This window comes from Kutzneria sp. 744, from assembly GCF_000568255.1.
GTDB lineage: Bacteria > Actinomycetota > Actinomycetes > Mycobacteriales > Pseudonocardiaceae > Kutzneria.
In genome coordinates, this window is sequence record NZ_KK037166.1 from 8,780,175 (window position 1) to 8,794,984 (window position 14,810).

The window sequence follows — 14,810 nt, forward strand, 5'->3', positions numbered from 1 at the left end:
TGCCCAGGCCGCGCAGCAGGCGGTCCAGCGCCTCGGCCGGCTCCACCGGGCGTTCCTGCGACTGCAGGTCCAGGTACAGCTGGCCGTCCGGGTAGCAGCTGCGGACCAGGTGAGCGACGTGCACGGCCAGGCTGGTCTTGCCGACGCCGCCGGGGCCGGTGATCATCCACACCCGGCGCGAGTCCCGCTCGGCCCGCAGGCTGTGCGTCATCCGGACGACGTCCTCGGTGCGCCCGGCCAGCGTGGCCACGGCCGGCGGCAGCTCGCACCGCGGGGCCCAGGCCGGCTCCGCCCGCGGTGGCACGCCGACCGGCTCGGCCGAACCACCCAGCACGGCCTGGTGCAGCGCCCTGAGCTCGGCGTTCGGGTCGATGCCCAGCTCGTCGGCCAGCACCTCGCAGCAGCGCCGGTACGCGTCCAGGGCCTGCGCCTGCTGCCCGCCGTGGTGCAGAGCCAGGATCAGCTGAGCCCAGAACCGCTCGCGTAACGGGTGTTGCGTTACCAGGTCGCGCAGCTCGTCGACGAGCGCCTCGTGCCGGCCGAGCCGCAGCTGGACCTCGTTGCGCCGCTCCACCGCGTCCCACCGGCGCTCGTCCAGCCGCAGCGACTCGGTCGAATGGCCGGTGAACGCCGGTCCGCGCCAGAGGCTCAGCGCCTCGGTCAGCAGGCGCGCCTCCTCGGCCGTGTCCTCGGCACGTTCCGCCTGCCGGGCCTGCGACCGCAGCCGATCGAACCGGATAAGGTCGAGGGCGCTCGGCTCGATCCGGATCGAGTAGCCGCCGGGCACGGTCCGCACCAGAGAGCTGTCGCCGAGGGTGTTGCGCAGGCGCATCACGTGCGTCTGCAACGTGGCGCGGGCGCCGTCCGGCGGATCCTCGCCCCACAGCCGGTCGACCAGGTCGTCCGCGGAGACGGGTTCGTTGGCGCGCACCAACAACACCGCGAGCAGCAGCTGCTGTTTGGTCGAACGCAACTGGACCGTTCGGCCCTCGTGTCGGACCTGAAGCGGCCCGAGCACGCCGAACTCCCACCCGACTCCGGACATGGCCCCCACTGCGCAGAACTCGACAGGGATCGAACGAAAGCGACTGTACATCGAGGCGTCAGCAAAAAGTCAGCGTCGCGTGCGGTCCGCCGCCAGCAGCTGATTCGTGCTCGGTTGCCAGGAAGTCACGGCCCCGGGCCGTGACCGGGTCACGGTGACCTGAGTCACGGTCGGCCGCCGCACCCGCCGGCACCCGTCAGGCCGAAGTCAGGGCCGGCGGCGAGAGTTCCCCCAGCAGAGGGGATGGACCATGATGATTCGCAAACTGTTGTTCGGCCTGGTGGCGGTGGCCGCGACGCTGGCCACGCTCGGCGCGGGCCCGGCCCAGGCCGAGTCGGCCCCCGGCTGCTCGGGCACGGTGCAGATCGGCACGACGGCCTACGTCGACTACGGCGGCCAGCACATCGCCTCGGTCAAGCAGTTCAAGGGCTGCAACAGGAACTGGGCCTACGTGTACGCCTGGCAGGGCTTCGTGGACAGCGGCAAGGGCTTCACCCTGCGCACGGCGATCGGCGCCTTCGGCAGCGCCAGCCAGCAGGAGGCCGACCGCTACCTCGGCCTCACCATCGGCCACCACAACCAGCGCGAGCTGTGGTCGCCCGGCACGGACACGCTGACCACCTGCACGGCCGCGTTCGGCGCGGTCTCCATCGACGGCGTCAGCAGCACGCCGGACAACCACACGTCGATCAGGTGCTGATGACGATGCTGAGGAAACTGTTGTGCGCCACGGGTGTCGCGGCGCTGGCGATGGCCGGCCTCGGGACCGGGGTGGCCCAGGCCGAGCAGGCACCGGGGTGTTCGAGCACGGTGCAGATCGGCTCGACCGCCTACGGCGCCTACCAGGGGCAGAACGCCATCTCGGTCAAGCAGTTCAAGGGCTGCGGCAAGAACTGGGCCTACACCTTCGTGTGGCAGAGCTTCCGGGACCGGCACATCGCCTACCACGGCCACGCCTCGGTCTACGTGCAGTTCGACGGCGGCATGTCGTGGGGCGACGTGGACAAGGCCGGCAGCCCGGTCGAGGTGTGGTCGGAGGGCACGAACACGCTGGACACGTGCACCCAGGCCTCCGGTTACATCCAGTGGGACAACGACAAGTTCGTCGAGGCGAAGACCGGATGGCGTTGCTGAGAGGGGAAAGCGTGAAGTTCATGCTGGCCGCCGCCGCGTCGGCGGCGATGGTGGCGGGCGGTCTCGGGGCGGGTGTGGCGCAGGCGGAGTCCGCGCCGGGCTGCGCCAGCACTGTCCAGATCGGATCGACGGCGTACGCCAAGTTCCAGGGGCAGGACATCGCCTCGGTGAAGCAGTTCAAGGGCTGCGGCAAGAACTGGGCGTACGTCTACGTGTGGGAGAGCTTCCGGGCCCGGGGCCTGCACTACCTGCTGACCGCCGCCGTCGAGGTCAATCCCGGCCCGAACGCCACCTACAAGGGCGGCAAGGACAAGCTCGGCGACCCGGTCGAGCTGTGGTCGTCCGGCACCGACACGCTGTCGGACTGCACCGCCGGCTACGGCCTGATCTCCCTTTACCAGTACGACAACTACCCGGCATGGACGGACACCCGATGCTGAGATCCCCGGTCGTGGCGGCTGCCGCGGCCGCGATGGTGATGGGCGGTCTCGGGGCGGGTGCGGCGCAGGCGGAGGCGGCGCCGGGTTGTTCGAGCACGGTGCAGATCGGCTCGACGGCGTACATCAAGTTCCAGGGGCAGGACATCGCCTCGGTGAAGCAGTTCAAGGGTTGTGACAAGAACTGGGGCTACATCTACGTCTGGGAGAGTTTCCGCCAGCGCGGTCTGCACTGGTTCCTCGCCGCGGCGGTCGACGTCAACCCCGGCCCGAACGCCGTCTATGAGGGCGGTCTGGACAACATACACAGTCCGGTCGAGTTGTGGTCCAAGGGCACCGACACGTTGTCGGACTGCACCGCGGGCTACGGAATGATCTCGGTCATCGGATACGACAACTTCGCGGCCTGGACGGACACACGATGCTGACGGCGAAACTGCTGGGGATCGCGGCCGCGGCCGCGCTGGTGATGGGCGGTCTCGGGGCGGGTGTGGCGCAGGCGGAGTCGGCGCCGGGTTGTTCGAGCACGGTGCAGATCGGCTCGACCGCGTACATCAAGGACGGCGGCGAGACCGCCGCCTCGGTCAAGCAGTTCAAGGGCTGCGGCCAGAACTGGGCCTACATCTACATGTGGACGGCATACCTGGCGCATCATTCCGGCTTCTACATGACGGCGGCCATCGACGCCGGCGCGGAGGGGCTGGGTTTCGTGCGTGGCGACAAGAATCAGCGTGAGGTGTGGTCGTACGGCACCGACACGCTGAACATGTGCACCCGCGCGGCCGGAGAAATCACCTTCGTGGGCAGCAATCCGTTGCTGTACACGGAGACTGACCAGCGTTGCTGAGAAGGAGAGTTGTGAAGTTCCTCGGAGTCGCAGCCGTCGCGGCCGCGTTGACCGTCGTCGGTCTGGGTTCGGGCACCGCGCAGGCGGAGTCGGCGCCGGGCTGTTCCAGCACGGTGCAGATCGGCTCGACGGCGTACATCACCTACGGCGGCCAGACCATCGCGTCGGTGAAGCAGTTCAAGGGCTGCAACAAGAACTGGGCCTACACCTATGTGTGGGACCAGTTCCGCGACAAGCGCACGGACTACACCATCGACACCTACATCGACGCGGGCACCGACCCGCTGGGATACCAGGTGAGCGGTCGGGGCGCGCACGAGCTGTGGTCGTCCGGCACCAACACGCTCGGTGTCTGCACCCAGGCCGCCGGCTCGATCTGGTCCACGAGCGGCAATGACCTCGGCGGTGCCGAGACCGGCAAGCGCTGCTGACCCCAGCGGCAGCGCGAAGCCCCCGAGCCGAAAGGCCCGGGGGCTTTGTCGTGTCTGGGTGTGCTGCCGCTCCGGGCGGCCGGTGTCAGTGAAAAGTCAGCGTCGCGTGCTGGCCGCCACCAGCAGCCGAATCACGGTGGGGCGCGCCGAAATCACGCCTCTGACCGTGACCGGGTCACGGTGACCTGGGTCACCGCCACTGGCACCTCGGATCGGCCCGCGCCAGTGACCGGTCAGGGCGGAGTCAGCGGAGGCGGCGAGTGTTCTGTCTGACCGAGGGACCGCCACTCCTGGAGGGGAACGTCAATGATCAAGACCATCAGCCGGGTGCCGGCATGACGCACGTCCGGACGATCACGCTCGTGCTGGCCCTGCTCGCCGGCCTGCTGGCCACCGCCGGCGCCGCGCAGGCCGAGACCCCGCCCGGCTGCGCCAGCACCACCCAGGTCGGGCCGACCGCGTATGTCGACTACCGCGGCCAGCACATCGCCTCGGTCAAGTGGTTCACCGGCTGCGGCAAGAACTGGTCGTACGTGTACGCCTGGCAGTCCTTTGTAGACAGCAAGAAGTCGTTCTTCCTGACTTCCGCCATGGCCATGTACACCACTCCCGCCCAGCCGGATCCCGACTACGCCGTCGGGCTGGTCCACGGCAGGACGGGCCAGCGCGAGCTGTGGTCGACCGGCGTCGCCGCGGTGCGCAAGTGCACCGCGGCACTCGGCAACGTCGCGATACTCAGCGACGACGCCTTCGTCGACGCGCACACGGAGATCAGGTGCTGACGACAATGCGGAAACTGTTGTGCGGCACGGCTGTCGTGGCCACCATGCTGGCGACCGTCGGGGTCGGCCCGGCGCAGCCGGAGTCCGCGCCGGGGTGTTCGAGCACGGTGCAGATCGGCTCGACCGCCTACCGCTCGTACCTGGGGCAGGTTGTCGCGTCGGTGAAGCAGTTCAAGGGCTGCGGCCAGAACTGGGGCTACATCTACGTCTGGCAGTCCTTCGTGGACGGCAAGCTGCCGTTCTACCTGGAGGCCGGCGTCGCCGTGTTCGACAGCCCGACGCATCGGCAGCCCGACCGCTACCTCGGTCTCACGCGGGGCAAGGTCGGCCAGCGCGAGCTGTGGTCGGCCGGTGCGGACACCCTGTCCGCGTGCACCGCCGCCTACGGCCTCATCTCCATCAGTGGCGCGGACGACCACGACACCCTCACCTCGATCAGGTGCTGAGGAGCAAACCATGAAGATCCTGTTGGCCGCCGCGGCGTCGTTGGCGCTGGTGGCGGGCGGTTTCGGCGCCGGCGTGGCGCAGGCGGAGGCGGCGCCGGGTTGTTCGAGCACGGTGCAGATCGGCTCGACGGCGTACATCAAGTTCCAGGGGCAGGACATCGCCTCGGTGAAGCAGTTCAAGGGTTGTGACAAGAACTGGGGCTACATCTACGTCTGGGAGAGCTTCCGCCAGCGCGGTCTGCACTGGTACCTCCTCGCGGCGGTGAACGTCAACCCCGGCGTGCACAACGTCTACCAGGGCGACACGACCAACCTTGACAGCGTGAAGGAGTTGTGGTCCACGGGAACCGACACATTGTCGGAGTGCACCGCGGGCTACGGACTGATCTCGATCGTCGGATACGACCACTACTCGGCTTTCACGGACACCCGATGCTGACCGCGAGACTGCTGGGGGTCGCGGGCGCGGCCGCGCTGGTGATGGGCGGCTTCGGATCGGGGGTGGCGCAAGCGGAATCCGCGCCGGGCTGTTCGAGCACCGTGCAGATCGGCTCGACCGCGTACATCATGGACGGCAGCCAGACGGCCGCCTCGGTCAAGCAGTTCAAGGGCTGCGGTCAGAACTGGGGCTACGTCTACGTGTGGACGGCCTACCTGGCGAAGCATTCGGGTTTCTACGTGTTCGCCGCCATCGGCGACGGCGGGGAGCCGATCGGCCTCGTTCGTGGCGACAAGAACCAGCGTGAGGTGTGGTCGTACGGCACCAACACGCTCAACGTGTGCACCTGGGCCGTCGGCGACATCGATTTCGTCGGCGGTCCGATGCTGCACCAGGACACCGGCAAGCGCTGCTGAAGGGACGAACCATGAGGTTGCTGGGAGTCGTGGCCGTTTCGGCCGCGCTGACTGTCGCCGGTCTCGGGGCGGGCACCGCGCAGGCGGAGGCGGCGCCGGGGTGTTCGAGCACGGTGCAGATCGGCTCGACGGCGTACGCGAAGTACCAGGGGGAGATCAGCGCGTCGGTGAAGCAGTTCAAGGGCTGCGGCAAGAACTGGGCGTACATCTACGTGTGGGACCAGTTCCGGGCGAAGCACCTCGACTACTACCTCATCTCCTTCATCGCCATCGGCGACGATGCCTTCGGTTACAAGGAGAGCGCGACGGGCGCACGCGAGCTGTGGTCGTCGGGGACCGACACGCTGGCGGCGTGCACGCGCGCTGACGGCGCCATCTTCGGCCGCGATGCGGACTACGGCTACGCCGAGACCGACCAGCGCTGCTGACCAAGAGGGAGACAGGCATGAAGTTCCTTGCAGTGGCGGCCGCTTCGGTCGCGTTGGTGGTCGGCGGTCTCGGTTCCGGCGTGGCGCAGGCGGAAACCGTGCCGGGGTGTTCGAGCGCCGTGCAGATCGGCGCGACGGCGTACATCGACTACGGCGGCAAGCACATCGTCTCGGTGAAGCAGTTCAAGGGCTGTGACAAGAAGTGGGCGTACATGTACGCCTGGCAGACCTTCGTGGACAGTCGCAAGTCGTTCTTCATGACCTCCGCCGTCGGCGTGTTCGGACTGGTCACCCAGCCCGATCCGGACTACCTCGTCGGTGTCGTGCACGGCAGGACCGGCCAGCGCGAGGTGTGGTCGTCGGCCACCGACACCGTGACGAACTGCACCACCGCCGCGGGCGACGTCGCCCTCGTCACCGACGACAAGTTCCTCCAGGTCTACTCGCAGATCAGGTGCTGACCGGGATGCGAAACACGCAGTGGAGGGGAGAAGTCGTGAAGTTCATGCTGACCGCTGCCGCGTCCTTGGCGCTGATGGCCGGTGGTCTGGGCGCCGGGGTGGCACAGGCCGAGGCGGCGCCGGGGTGTTCGAGCACCGTGCAGATCGGCTCGACCGCGTATGCCAGCTACGAGGGGCAGACCATCGCGTCGGTGAAGCAGTTCAAGGGCTGCGGCAAGAACTGGGCCTACACCTACGTGTGGGACCAGTTCCGGGCGAAGAACCTGGACTACTACATCGTCACCTTCGTCGACTCCAGCGCGACTGACGTCGGGTTCAGGACGAGCACGAAGAACGCGCGGGAGTTGTGGTCGGGCGGCACCGACACGTTGGCGCTCTGCACGAGGGCCGCGGGCGCGGTCTACCTGGGCAGCAAGGCCTACGACGCGGTCGAGACCGACGAGCGTTGTTGACACCTGAAGTGCCAGGGCGAGATCGCGGCGTCGGGGACTGCGGGTGCGCGGAGACCGGCCGGCGCCGCTGACTCCCTCCAGCAGCGCCATGCCCCCGGGCCTTCGGGCCCGGGGGCTTTGTCATGCCTGGGCGTGGCGTTCGCGGTGGCGGGCCTGGCGGGCGCGGTTGGCGCAGGTCTTGGTGTCGCAGAACCTCCGCCGCTCGTCGCCGTGGGCGAAGAACAGCACGCAGTCGTGGTTGGCGCAGCCGCGCAGGCTCGCACCGGCCACGACCTCGACCGCCGAGCGGCCGATGACCGCGAGCGCGCCGCCGCCCCACTCCACGACGGGTCCGTCCGAAGTGGACGACAAGGTGGCCAGGCACCGGTGCGCGGCCTGGTTGATGCTCATCGTGGCGTCCGGTGATGCCGGGCGGGTCTCGACCGCTGAACGGAAGACCTCGCGGATGGCCTCCCGTAGCTCGCGGAGCTCGTCGCCGTCGACGGCGCCCAGGTTCGGGTGCAGGTCGAGCCAGGCCGTCAGGGCTTCGTCGTCGGCGATCAGGTCGACGTCCCGGCCGCGCAGCCGGACCACGGTGTTGGCCAGGTCCACCGCCAGCGGCTCGCCGACCAGGGCAAAGGTCGTCACGACAATCAGAGTAACGCATCGGGCGTTACCTGTGTTACGGTCGTCGAAGTAACGCATAAGGCGTTACTTCGACTTCGACGGAGGATGTCATGGCGATCCGGTACCGCAGGGCGACCGTGGACGGGCTGTCGGTGTTCTACCGCGAGGCCGGCGACCCGGGGCGGCCCACGCTGCTGCTCCTGCACGGCTTCCCGACCTCGTCGGTGATGTTCCGGGACCTCATCCCGCTGCTGGCCGACGACTTCCACCTGATCGCCCCCGACCTGCCCGGCTTCGGTCAGACCGACATGCCGACCGTCGAGGAGTTCGACTACACCTTCGACCACCTGGCCGACGTGATCGACAAGTTCGTCGACCAGCTCGGGCTCGGCCCGTTCGGCATCTACGTCCAGGACTACGGCTCACCGGTCGGCTTCCGGCTGGCCCTGAAGCGCCCCGACCAGGTGCGGGCGATCATCACCCAGAACGGCAACGCCTACGAGGAGGGCCTGGTGCCCGAGTTCTGGGCCCCGCTGCGCGAGTTCTGGGCCGACTGGAACCCGACCACCGAGGCCCCCGTGGCCGGCGCGCTCACCCCCGACACGACCGTCTGGCAGTACCTGCACGGCGAGCCCGACCCCGAGCTGGTCAGCCCCGACGCCATCGCCCTCGACAACGCCCTCCTGGCCCGGCCCGGCGCGCGTGAGGTGCAGCTCAAGCTGTTCCACGACTACCGCACCAACCCGCCGCTCTACCCGTCGTGGCAGGAGTTCCTGCGGGAGCGCCACCCAGGCGTGCTGGCCGTGTGGGGCGGCAACGACCAGATCTTCGGTCCCGACGGCGCCCGCGCCTTCGCCAAGGACGTCCCCGACGCCGAGATCCACCTCCTCGACGCCGGCCACTTCGCCCTGGAGAGCCAGGCGCACACCATCGCCGCCCTGATCCGCGACTTCGCGCCCAAGCACCTGGCTCAGAACGTGTAGCGGAAGTACTGGCCCAGGTCGCGCAGCGGCGGGAAGTGCCGGACGACCGGGATCAGCAGCTTGCTGCTGGTCGGCAGCGAGAGGGCGGACGGGGCGAGCAGCGCGCTGAGGGCGTCGACGCGGTGCAGCCGGGGGTCGATGGCGTCGACCTCGGCGGCACGGTTGACGCCCCAGTGCAGCAGGGCCCGGCCGAAGGCCCGCTTGAGCGCGATGTTGACCAGCCGCACGCCGAGGCGGCTGTGGGTGTCGAAGGCGATGGTGCCGTGGCCGAAGTGGTCGATGACCCGCCGGAACAGCTCATGCCCCTCGGTGGGGGACAGGTACATGGTGAGGCCCTCGGCCAGTACGAAAACGGGGCGGTCGGTGGGAATCGCGGCGAGCCACGACGGCGAGGTCACCGACGACTCGATCATCTGGTAGCCCGGGCGCGTGGGGAACAGCTTGCGGCGCACGGCGATGACGTCGGGGAAATCGACGTCGTGCCAGCCGACGGCCGGCCCGGGGTCGACGCGCCAGGCCCGGGTGTCGAGCCCGCAGCCCAGCTGGACGACGGTCGCGGCTGGCTGCGCGGCCAGGAACTCCCGGGTCCAGTCGTCGAAGTGCTTGGAGCGGGCGGCGGCGTTGGGGGCGACCCGCTCGTTCATGCCCTTGATGCCGGCGAAGTCGTAGTCGATCTTCGCGACGATCTCGGCGGCCAGCCGGTCGTGCAGGATCGACGGCGTCATGGCGGCGTCGAGGGCCTTGCCGTACAGCGTGAGCAGCGAAGTCTCCATCGCCCGATCCAGCCGAACCTTCACCTGCGTCATGGCAGCTCCGCCCGTAGTTCCGAGAGCCAGTCCGAGTACAGCCCGACCAGCTCGGCCGCGGCCGCCGACGGGTCGGGGTGATCGGCGGGTTCGAAGGCCCGCCGCACGGTCAGCGCCAGCGCGTCGGCCTTGGCCGCCAGATCGAGCTCCGGGGTCAGCGGCACCAGCAGGAACGCGCCGGTGACCGCGGCGGAAAGCCGGTAGGACAACAGGTCCGACGGCTCGTCGAGCAGCAGGCCGTGCTTGCGCAGCACGGCCAGGTACCGGTCGGTGGTCTCCCGCTTGCCGCCGGCGAACAGCGCGCCGGTACGCGACCCGGTCATCAGCTCGCCGAGCAGCTCGACATCGCCGGTCGCCAACGCCCGCGACAGCGGCTGGGTCATCGCGGCGACGAACACCCAGCGCATCGCCCGGTGCAGCAGCACCTCGGCCGGATCGGCCCGCATGGCCACCAGTTGACCGGCCACCAGGCGGACGGCGTCGCGGGTGAGCACGGCCCCGAACAGGTCGAGTTTGCTGGGCCAATAGAGGTACACGGTGCCCTTGCCGACGCCGGCCCGCCGTGCCACCTCGTCCACTGTTATCCGCCGGTACCCGTAGCTGACCAGCAGCTCCTCGGCCGCGTCGAGGATGCGAGCCGCCTTCACGCCGAGCCTCCTGACCCACTGACTGGTTTCGTTTTCTGGTCAGTCTAGCCTGGGTGTCGGAGCCGGGCCAGGATCGAGGGCATGACGGACCGGGTGAAGACGGGGATGCGGGACCACCTGATGCTGCACTTCGCACAGCACGCGAAGCTCCGCGAAGGGGAGTATCCGCTGGTCATCGAGCGTGCCGAGGGTGTGCACGTGATCGACACGGACGGGAACCGCTACCTGGACGCGCTGTCCTGTCTGTTCTGCGCCCAGCTCGGCTACTCCTACGGCGAGGAGTTCGCGGAGGCGGCGAAGGCGCAGCTCACGCGGATGCCGTTCAACACGAACTGGAACACGGCCCACCCGCCGGCCATCGAGCTGGCGGAGCGGCTCGCCGAACTGGCGCCGGCGGGGATCAACCGGGCCTTCTTCACCTCGGGCGGCTCGGAGTCGGTGGAGTCGGCCTGGAAGATCGCCCGCCAGTACCACGTGGCCAACGGCCAGCCGGAGCGCGTGAAAGCGGTTGCCCGCCGCACGGCCTACCACGGCCAGACCCTGGGCGCCCTCGCTCTGACCGGCATCCCGGCGCTGAAGGAGGCCTTCGGCCGCCCGGCGATCGACGTCGTGCACGTGCCCAACACCGGCGAGGGCGACCTCGCGTTCCTGCTGAAAGAGACCGAAGCGGCGATCGTCGACGCCGATCCGGGCACCGTCGGCATGCTGATCGCCGAGCCGGTGCAGAACGCCGGCGGCTGTTTCACGCCGCCGGCCGGCTACTGGGCGGGCCTGCGCGAACTGGCCGACCGCTACGGCATCCTGCTCGTCGCCGACGAGGTCATCACCGGCTTCGGTCGCATCGGCGAGTACTTCGCGGTGCCCGAGATCGTGCCGGACATGATCACCATCGCCAAGGGCCTGACCTCGGCCTACGCCCCGATGGGCGCCGTGCTGCTCAGCGACCGGGTGGCCGAGCCGTTCTACCGCCCGGGCCAGGCGCTGTCACACGGCCTGACCTTCGGCGGCCACCCCCTGTCGGCGGCGATCGCGCTGCGCAACCTGGAGATCTTCGAGCGGGACAAGATCCTCGACGGCGTCCGCGAACTGACCCCGTACCTGGGCGCCCGCATGCGTGAGCTGGCGAAACTCGACATCGTCAAAGAGGTCCGCGGCGACGGCTTCTTCTACGCCGCCGAGCTGGACGTCGAGGACCTCGCGCCCATCGCGGCCGGCCTCAGGAACGCCGGTCTGATCGCCCGAACGGACAGCCGCGGCAAGCCGGTCGTGCAGATCGCGCCGCCCCTGGTGTGCGAGCGGCAGCACCTGGACGAGATCGTGGACAAGATCGGTGGCGTTCTGAGTGAATCTCTACAGAAAGATTGACGCCTCGCGTTTAATCTGTAGAAAATAGGAAGCCCCACCACGAGGAGGCGGACCGTGCAGGTGTCCTTCGACGCGCACCCGGACAGCTACCGGCACTGGCGCCTGCGGGTCGAGGGGGAGCTGGCCTACCTCGTGCTGGACGTGGACGAGACGGCCGGCATCGCGCCCGGCTACGAGCTCAAGCTGAACTCCTACGACCTCGGCGTCGACATCGAGCTCTACGACGCCACCCAGCGGCTCCGCTTCGAGCACCCGGCCGTCCGCACGGTGATCGTCACCTCGGGCAAGGACCGGGTGTTCTGCGCGGGCGCCAACATCCGCATGCTCGCCGCGTCCAGCCACGAGTGGAAGGTGAACTTCTGCAAGTTCACCAACGAGACCCGCAACGGCATGGAAGACGCCACCGAGCACTCCGGGCAGACCTACCTGGCCGCGGTCAACGGGTCGTGCGCGGGCGGCGGCTACGAGCTGGCCCTGGCCTGCGACCACATCGTGCTGGTGGACGACAACTCCTCGGCGGTGTCGCTGCCGGAGGTGCCGCTGCTGGGCGTCCTGCCCGGCACGGGTGGCCTGACCCGGGTGGTCGACAAGCGCCGGGTGCGCAAGGACCGGGCCGACGTGTTCGCCACCCGCAGCGACGGCATGCGCGGCAAGGCGGCCGTCCAATGGGGACTGGTTGACGAAGTCGTGCCGCCACGCCGCTTCGACGAGGTGGTCAAGGAACGCGCGTTGGAGGCGGCGCAGCACTCCACGCGGCCGCAGGATGCCCAGGGCGTCGAGTTGACGCCGCTGGAGCGTGAAATCGACGAGAACGGCCTCCGCTACCGGTACGTCACCGCCGTTTACGACCGCGAGCTCGGCCTGGTCAAGATCACCGTCCACGCCTCGGCCCACGAGAACTGGCCGCTGACCGTCACCCGTGAGCTCGACGACCTCATCCTCAGGTTGCGCACCAACGAGACCGAGCTCGGTACGTGGGTGTTCACCACCGCCGGCGATCCGGATGCCGTGCTGGCGCAGGAAAACCGCCTGCTGAATGACGATTCGTGGCTGAGCAACGAGATCCTGCACTACTACAAGCGGGTCCTCAAGCGTCTCGACGTCACCAGCCGCAGCCTGATCGCCCTGATCGAACCTGGCTCCTGCTTCGTCGGAATGCTGCTGGAGCTGGCCTTCGCCTGCGACCGGCAGTACATATTGGACGGCCCGCCGATCGACGACGAGGACAGCGACGAGCGGGCGGCGATCCGGCTGAGCCCGGCCAACTTCGGCCCGTTCCCGATGGGCAACGGCATCACGCGGCTGCAATCCCGCTTCTACGGCGAGGATGTGGCCCGACTGTCCGAAATGGACAAGCCGATCGATGCCGCCGAGGCGGCCGACCTGGGCCTGGTCACCGAGGCCTTCGACGACATCGACTGGGTCGACGAGATCCGGATCGTGCTGGAGGGCCGGGCCTGCATCAGCCCCGACGCGCTGACCGGCATGGAGGCCAACCACCGGTTCGTCGGCCCGGAGAGCATGGAAACCAAGATCTTCGCCCGGCTCACGGCCTGGCAGAACTGGATCTTCAACCGGCCCAACGCGGCGGGACCCGACGGCGCCCTGAAGCGTTACGGGACCGGCCAGAAGCCGGTGTTCGACCGGAAGCGGGTATGACCATGGGCAGCCCCATCAACTACGACGAGAAGATCCCCAACAACGTCGACCTGTCCTCGGACCGGCGGCTGCAGCGCGCGCTCGAAGGCTGGCAGCCCAAGTTCATGAACTGGTGGTCGGAGATGGGGCCGACGCTGGAGACGCACGACGTCTACCTGCGCACCGCGGTGAGCGTCGGCCGCGCCGGCTGGGCCCACTTCGACCACGTGCCGCTGGGTGAGTACCGGTGGGGCATCTTCCTGGCCGAACGCGAGCAGCAGCGGACCATCGGCTTCGGCGAGCACCGCGGCCAGGAGGTGTGGCAGCAGGTGCCCGGCGAGTACCGGGCCGACCTCCAGCGGCTGATCGTCATCCAGGGCGACACCGAGCCGGCCTCCGTCGAGCAGCAGCGGCTGCTCGGGCTGACCGCGCCGAGCCTCTACGACCTGCGCAACCTGTTCCAGGTCAATGTCGAAGAAGGCCGGCACCTGTGGGCGATGGTGTACCTGCTGCACGCCTACTTCGGTCGCGAGGGCCGCGAGCAGGCCGAGGATCTGTTGCTGCGCAACAGCGGCAGCCCCGACTCGCCGCGCATCCTCGGCGCCTTCAACGAGGAGACCGCGGACTGGCTGGCGTTCTACATGTTCACGTACTTCACCGACCGGGACGGCAAATACCAGCTGGGCACGCTGAAGGAGAGCGCGTTCGACCCGCTCTCGCGGACGTGCGAGTTCATGCTCAAGGAGGAGGCGCACCACATGTTCGTCGGCACCACCGGTGTCGACCGCGTGGTGGCCCGCAGCGCCGAGCTGATCCGTGAGCACGACACGTTCGACATCGCCCCGCACGGCGGCATCCCGCTGGAGATCATCCAGAAGTACATCAACTTCCACTACACGGTGTCGCTCGACCTGTTCGGCAGCGAGACCTCGACCAACGCCGCCAACTACTACACGGCCGGGCTCAAGGGCCGCTGGCAGGAGGGCCGGCGCAAGGACGACCACAAGCTGACCGACACCGGCTCGCTGCTGGAGGCGCCGCAGGCCGACGGCACGTGGGGCGGCGAAGAGCTGTCCACGATCCTCATGCTGAACCTGGACCTGCGCAACGAGTACATCGCCGACTGCGAGCACGGCGTCACCCGGTGGAACCGGATCCTGGCCGAGGCCGGCATCGACCGCAGGCTGCGCCTGCCGCACCCGGGATTCAACCGCAGCGTCGGCGTGAGCTCGGGCTTCCACATCTCGCCCGAGGGGGAGATCCTGGACGAGGCGACGTGGCACAGGGCCCGCGACCGGTGGCTGCCGACCGGCCAGGACCTGGCGTTCGTGCAGTCGTTGATGCGCCCGGTCTACGAACGAGGCAAGATCGCTTCCTGGGTCGCGCCGCCGACCAACGGCATCAACGGCAAGCCGTTCGAGTACGAGTACGTCCATCTGGCCTGAGG

Annotated in this window: 21 protein-coding genes and 1 pseudogene; 18 read left to right on the plus strand and 4 right to left on the minus strand. The window is 68.8% G+C overall.

Annotated features, from left to right (window positions below; translation table 11 throughout):
* Window positions 1–109 precede the first annotated feature (109 nt).
* Window positions 110–487 (plus strand): hypothetical protein, encoded by a 378-nt coding sequence (locus tag KUTG_RS64480; RefSeq protein ID WP_232241215.1) that lies wholly within the window; start codon window positions 110–112, stop codon window positions 485–487.
* Here the strand turns inward: KUTG_RS64480 and KUTG_RS66660 are convergent.
* Window positions 389–1,096: pseudogene (locus KUTG_RS66660) on the minus strand (BTAD domain-containing putative transcriptional regulator); the annotation flags it as partial. The gene KUTG_RS64480 and the pseudogene KUTG_RS66660 sit on opposite strands and share 99 nt — an antisense overlap.
* 199 nt (window positions 1,097–1,295) lie before the next feature.
* Here KUTG_RS66660 and KUTG_RS54505 point away from each other — a divergent pair.
* The 13 genes from KUTG_RS54505 (at window position 1,296) to KUTG_RS40380 (ending at window position 7,318) form a co-directional block, all read left to right on the plus strand.
* The gene (locus KUTG_RS54505; RefSeq protein WP_052395965.1) at window positions 1,296–1,745 is read left to right on the plus strand and encodes a hypothetical protein; all 450 of its coding nucleotides are present in this window, start codon (window positions 1,296–1,298) and stop codon (window positions 1,743–1,745) included.
* A 5-nt stretch (window positions 1,746–1,750) separates the two neighbouring features.
* Window positions 1,751–2,179 carry a hypothetical protein gene (locus KUTG_RS54510; RefSeq protein ID WP_157495121.1) on the plus strand — a complete coding sequence of 143 codons (429 nt, stop codon included), beginning with the start codon at window positions 1,751–1,753 and terminating at the stop codon, window positions 2,177–2,179.
* Window positions 2,167–2,619 (plus strand): hypothetical protein, encoded by a 453-nt coding sequence (locus tag KUTG_RS54515; RefSeq protein WP_157495123.1) that lies wholly within the window; start codon window positions 2,167–2,169, stop codon window positions 2,617–2,619. Before KUTG_RS54510 ends, KUTG_RS54515 begins: the two co-directional genes overlap by 13 nt.
* On the plus strand, window positions 2,613–3,044 hold the full coding sequence (locus tag KUTG_RS40335; RefSeq protein ID WP_157495125.1) for a hypothetical protein: 432 nt from the start codon (window positions 2,613–2,615) through the stop codon (window positions 3,042–3,044). Before KUTG_RS54515 ends, KUTG_RS40335 begins: the two co-directional genes overlap by 7 nt.
* Window positions 3,038–3,463 (plus strand): hypothetical protein, encoded by a 426-nt coding sequence (locus tag KUTG_RS40340; RefSeq protein WP_043724573.1) that lies wholly within the window; start codon window positions 3,038–3,040, stop codon window positions 3,461–3,463. The genes KUTG_RS40335 and KUTG_RS40340 overlap by 7 nt, the downstream gene beginning before the upstream one ends.
* An 11-nt stretch (window positions 3,464–3,474) precedes the next feature.
* Complete coding sequence (locus tag KUTG_RS40345) at window positions 3,475–3,894, plus strand: hypothetical protein (RefSeq protein ID WP_052395969.1); 420 nt, start codon at window positions 3,475–3,477, stop codon at window positions 3,892–3,894.
* A 335-nt stretch (window positions 3,895–4,229) separates the two neighbouring features.
* Window positions 4,230–4,676, plus strand: a complete 447-nt coding sequence (locus KUTG_RS40350) for a hypothetical protein (protein ID WP_043724575.1) — start codon at window positions 4,230–4,232, stop codon at window positions 4,674–4,676.
* A 5-nt stretch (window positions 4,677–4,681) separates the two neighbouring features.
* Entirely contained in the window at window positions 4,682–5,122 is a 441-nt protein-coding gene (locus KUTG_RS54520) for a hypothetical protein (protein ID WP_157495127.1), read from the plus strand.
* A 10-nt stretch (window positions 5,123–5,132) separates the two neighbouring features.
* Complete coding sequence (locus tag KUTG_RS40360; RefSeq protein ID WP_052395971.1) at window positions 5,133–5,561, plus strand: hypothetical protein; 429 nt, start codon at window positions 5,133–5,135, stop codon at window positions 5,559–5,561.
* Window positions 5,555–5,977, plus strand: coding sequence for a hypothetical protein (locus KUTG_RS40365; protein ID WP_043724577.1), 423 nt, complete (start codon window positions 5,555–5,557; stop codon window positions 5,975–5,977). The genes KUTG_RS40360 and KUTG_RS40365 overlap by 7 nt, the downstream gene beginning before the upstream one ends.
* A gap of 11 nt (window positions 5,978–5,988) precedes the next feature.
* A complete protein-coding gene (locus tag KUTG_RS40370; RefSeq protein ID WP_157495129.1) occupies window positions 5,989–6,405 on the plus strand; it encodes a hypothetical protein in 417 nt (138 codons plus the stop codon).
* Window positions 6,406–6,422: 17 nt separating this feature from the next.
* The gene (locus KUTG_RS40375; RefSeq protein WP_052395972.1) at window positions 6,423–6,866 is read left to right on the plus strand and encodes a hypothetical protein; all 444 of its coding nucleotides are present in this window, start codon (window positions 6,423–6,425) and stop codon (window positions 6,864–6,866) included.
* 35 nt (window positions 6,867–6,901) lie between these two features.
* Complete coding sequence (locus KUTG_RS40380; RefSeq protein ID WP_043724580.1) at window positions 6,902–7,318, plus strand: hypothetical protein; 417 nt, start codon at window positions 6,902–6,904, stop codon at window positions 7,316–7,318.
* A gap of 120 nt (window positions 7,319–7,438) precedes the next feature.
* Here the strand turns inward: KUTG_RS40380 and KUTG_RS40385 are convergent, their stop codons facing one another.
* On the minus strand, window positions 7,439–7,945 hold the full coding sequence (locus KUTG_RS40385) for a CGNR zinc finger domain-containing protein (RefSeq protein WP_043724584.1): 507 nt from the start codon (window positions 7,943–7,945) through the stop codon (window positions 7,439–7,441).
* An 89-nt stretch (window positions 7,946–8,034) separates the two neighbouring features.
* On the opposite strand from KUTG_RS40385, the gene KUTG_RS40390 reads away from it, so the two are divergent.
* Complete coding sequence (locus tag KUTG_RS40390; RefSeq protein ID WP_043724586.1) at window positions 8,035–8,907, plus strand: alpha/beta fold hydrolase; 873 nt, start codon at window positions 8,035–8,037, stop codon at window positions 8,905–8,907.
* On the opposite strand, the gene KUTG_RS40395 is transcribed toward KUTG_RS40390, so the two are convergent.
* Window positions 8,895–9,713, minus strand: a complete 819-nt coding sequence (locus tag KUTG_RS40395) for a class I SAM-dependent methyltransferase (protein ID WP_052395973.1) — start codon at window positions 9,711–9,713, stop codon at window positions 8,895–8,897. The two genes, KUTG_RS40390 and KUTG_RS40395, sit on opposite strands and share 13 nt — an antisense overlap.
* Window positions 9,710–10,360, minus strand: coding sequence for a TetR/AcrR family transcriptional regulator (locus tag KUTG_RS40400; protein ID WP_043724589.1), 651 nt, complete (start codon window positions 10,358–10,360; stop codon window positions 9,710–9,712). The genes KUTG_RS40395 and KUTG_RS40400 overlap by 4 nt, the downstream gene beginning before the upstream one ends.
* A gap of 81 nt (window positions 10,361–10,441) precedes the next feature.
* On the opposite strand from KUTG_RS40400, the gene KUTG_RS40405 reads away from it, so the two are divergent.
* The 3 genes from KUTG_RS40405 to boxB are packed head-to-tail and all read left to right on the plus strand — an operon-like array spanning window position 10,442 to window position 14,808.
* Window positions 10,442–11,725, plus strand: a complete 1,284-nt coding sequence (locus tag KUTG_RS40405; protein WP_043724592.1) for an aminotransferase class III-fold pyridoxal phosphate-dependent enzyme — start codon at window positions 10,442–10,444, stop codon at window positions 11,723–11,725.
* Between the two features lie 60 nt (window positions 11,726–11,785).
* Complete coding sequence (boxC, locus tag KUTG_RS40410) at window positions 11,786–13,384, plus strand: 2,3-epoxybenzoyl-CoA dihydrolase (protein WP_084581525.1); 1,599 nt, start codon at window positions 11,786–11,788, stop codon at window positions 13,382–13,384.
* Between the two features lie 2 nt (window positions 13,385–13,386).
* A complete protein-coding gene (gene boxB, locus KUTG_RS40415) occupies window positions 13,387–14,808 on the plus strand; it encodes a benzoyl-CoA 2,3-epoxidase subunit BoxB (protein WP_043724598.1) in 1,422 nt (473 codons plus the stop codon).
* Window positions 14,809–14,810 lie beyond the last annotated feature (2 nt).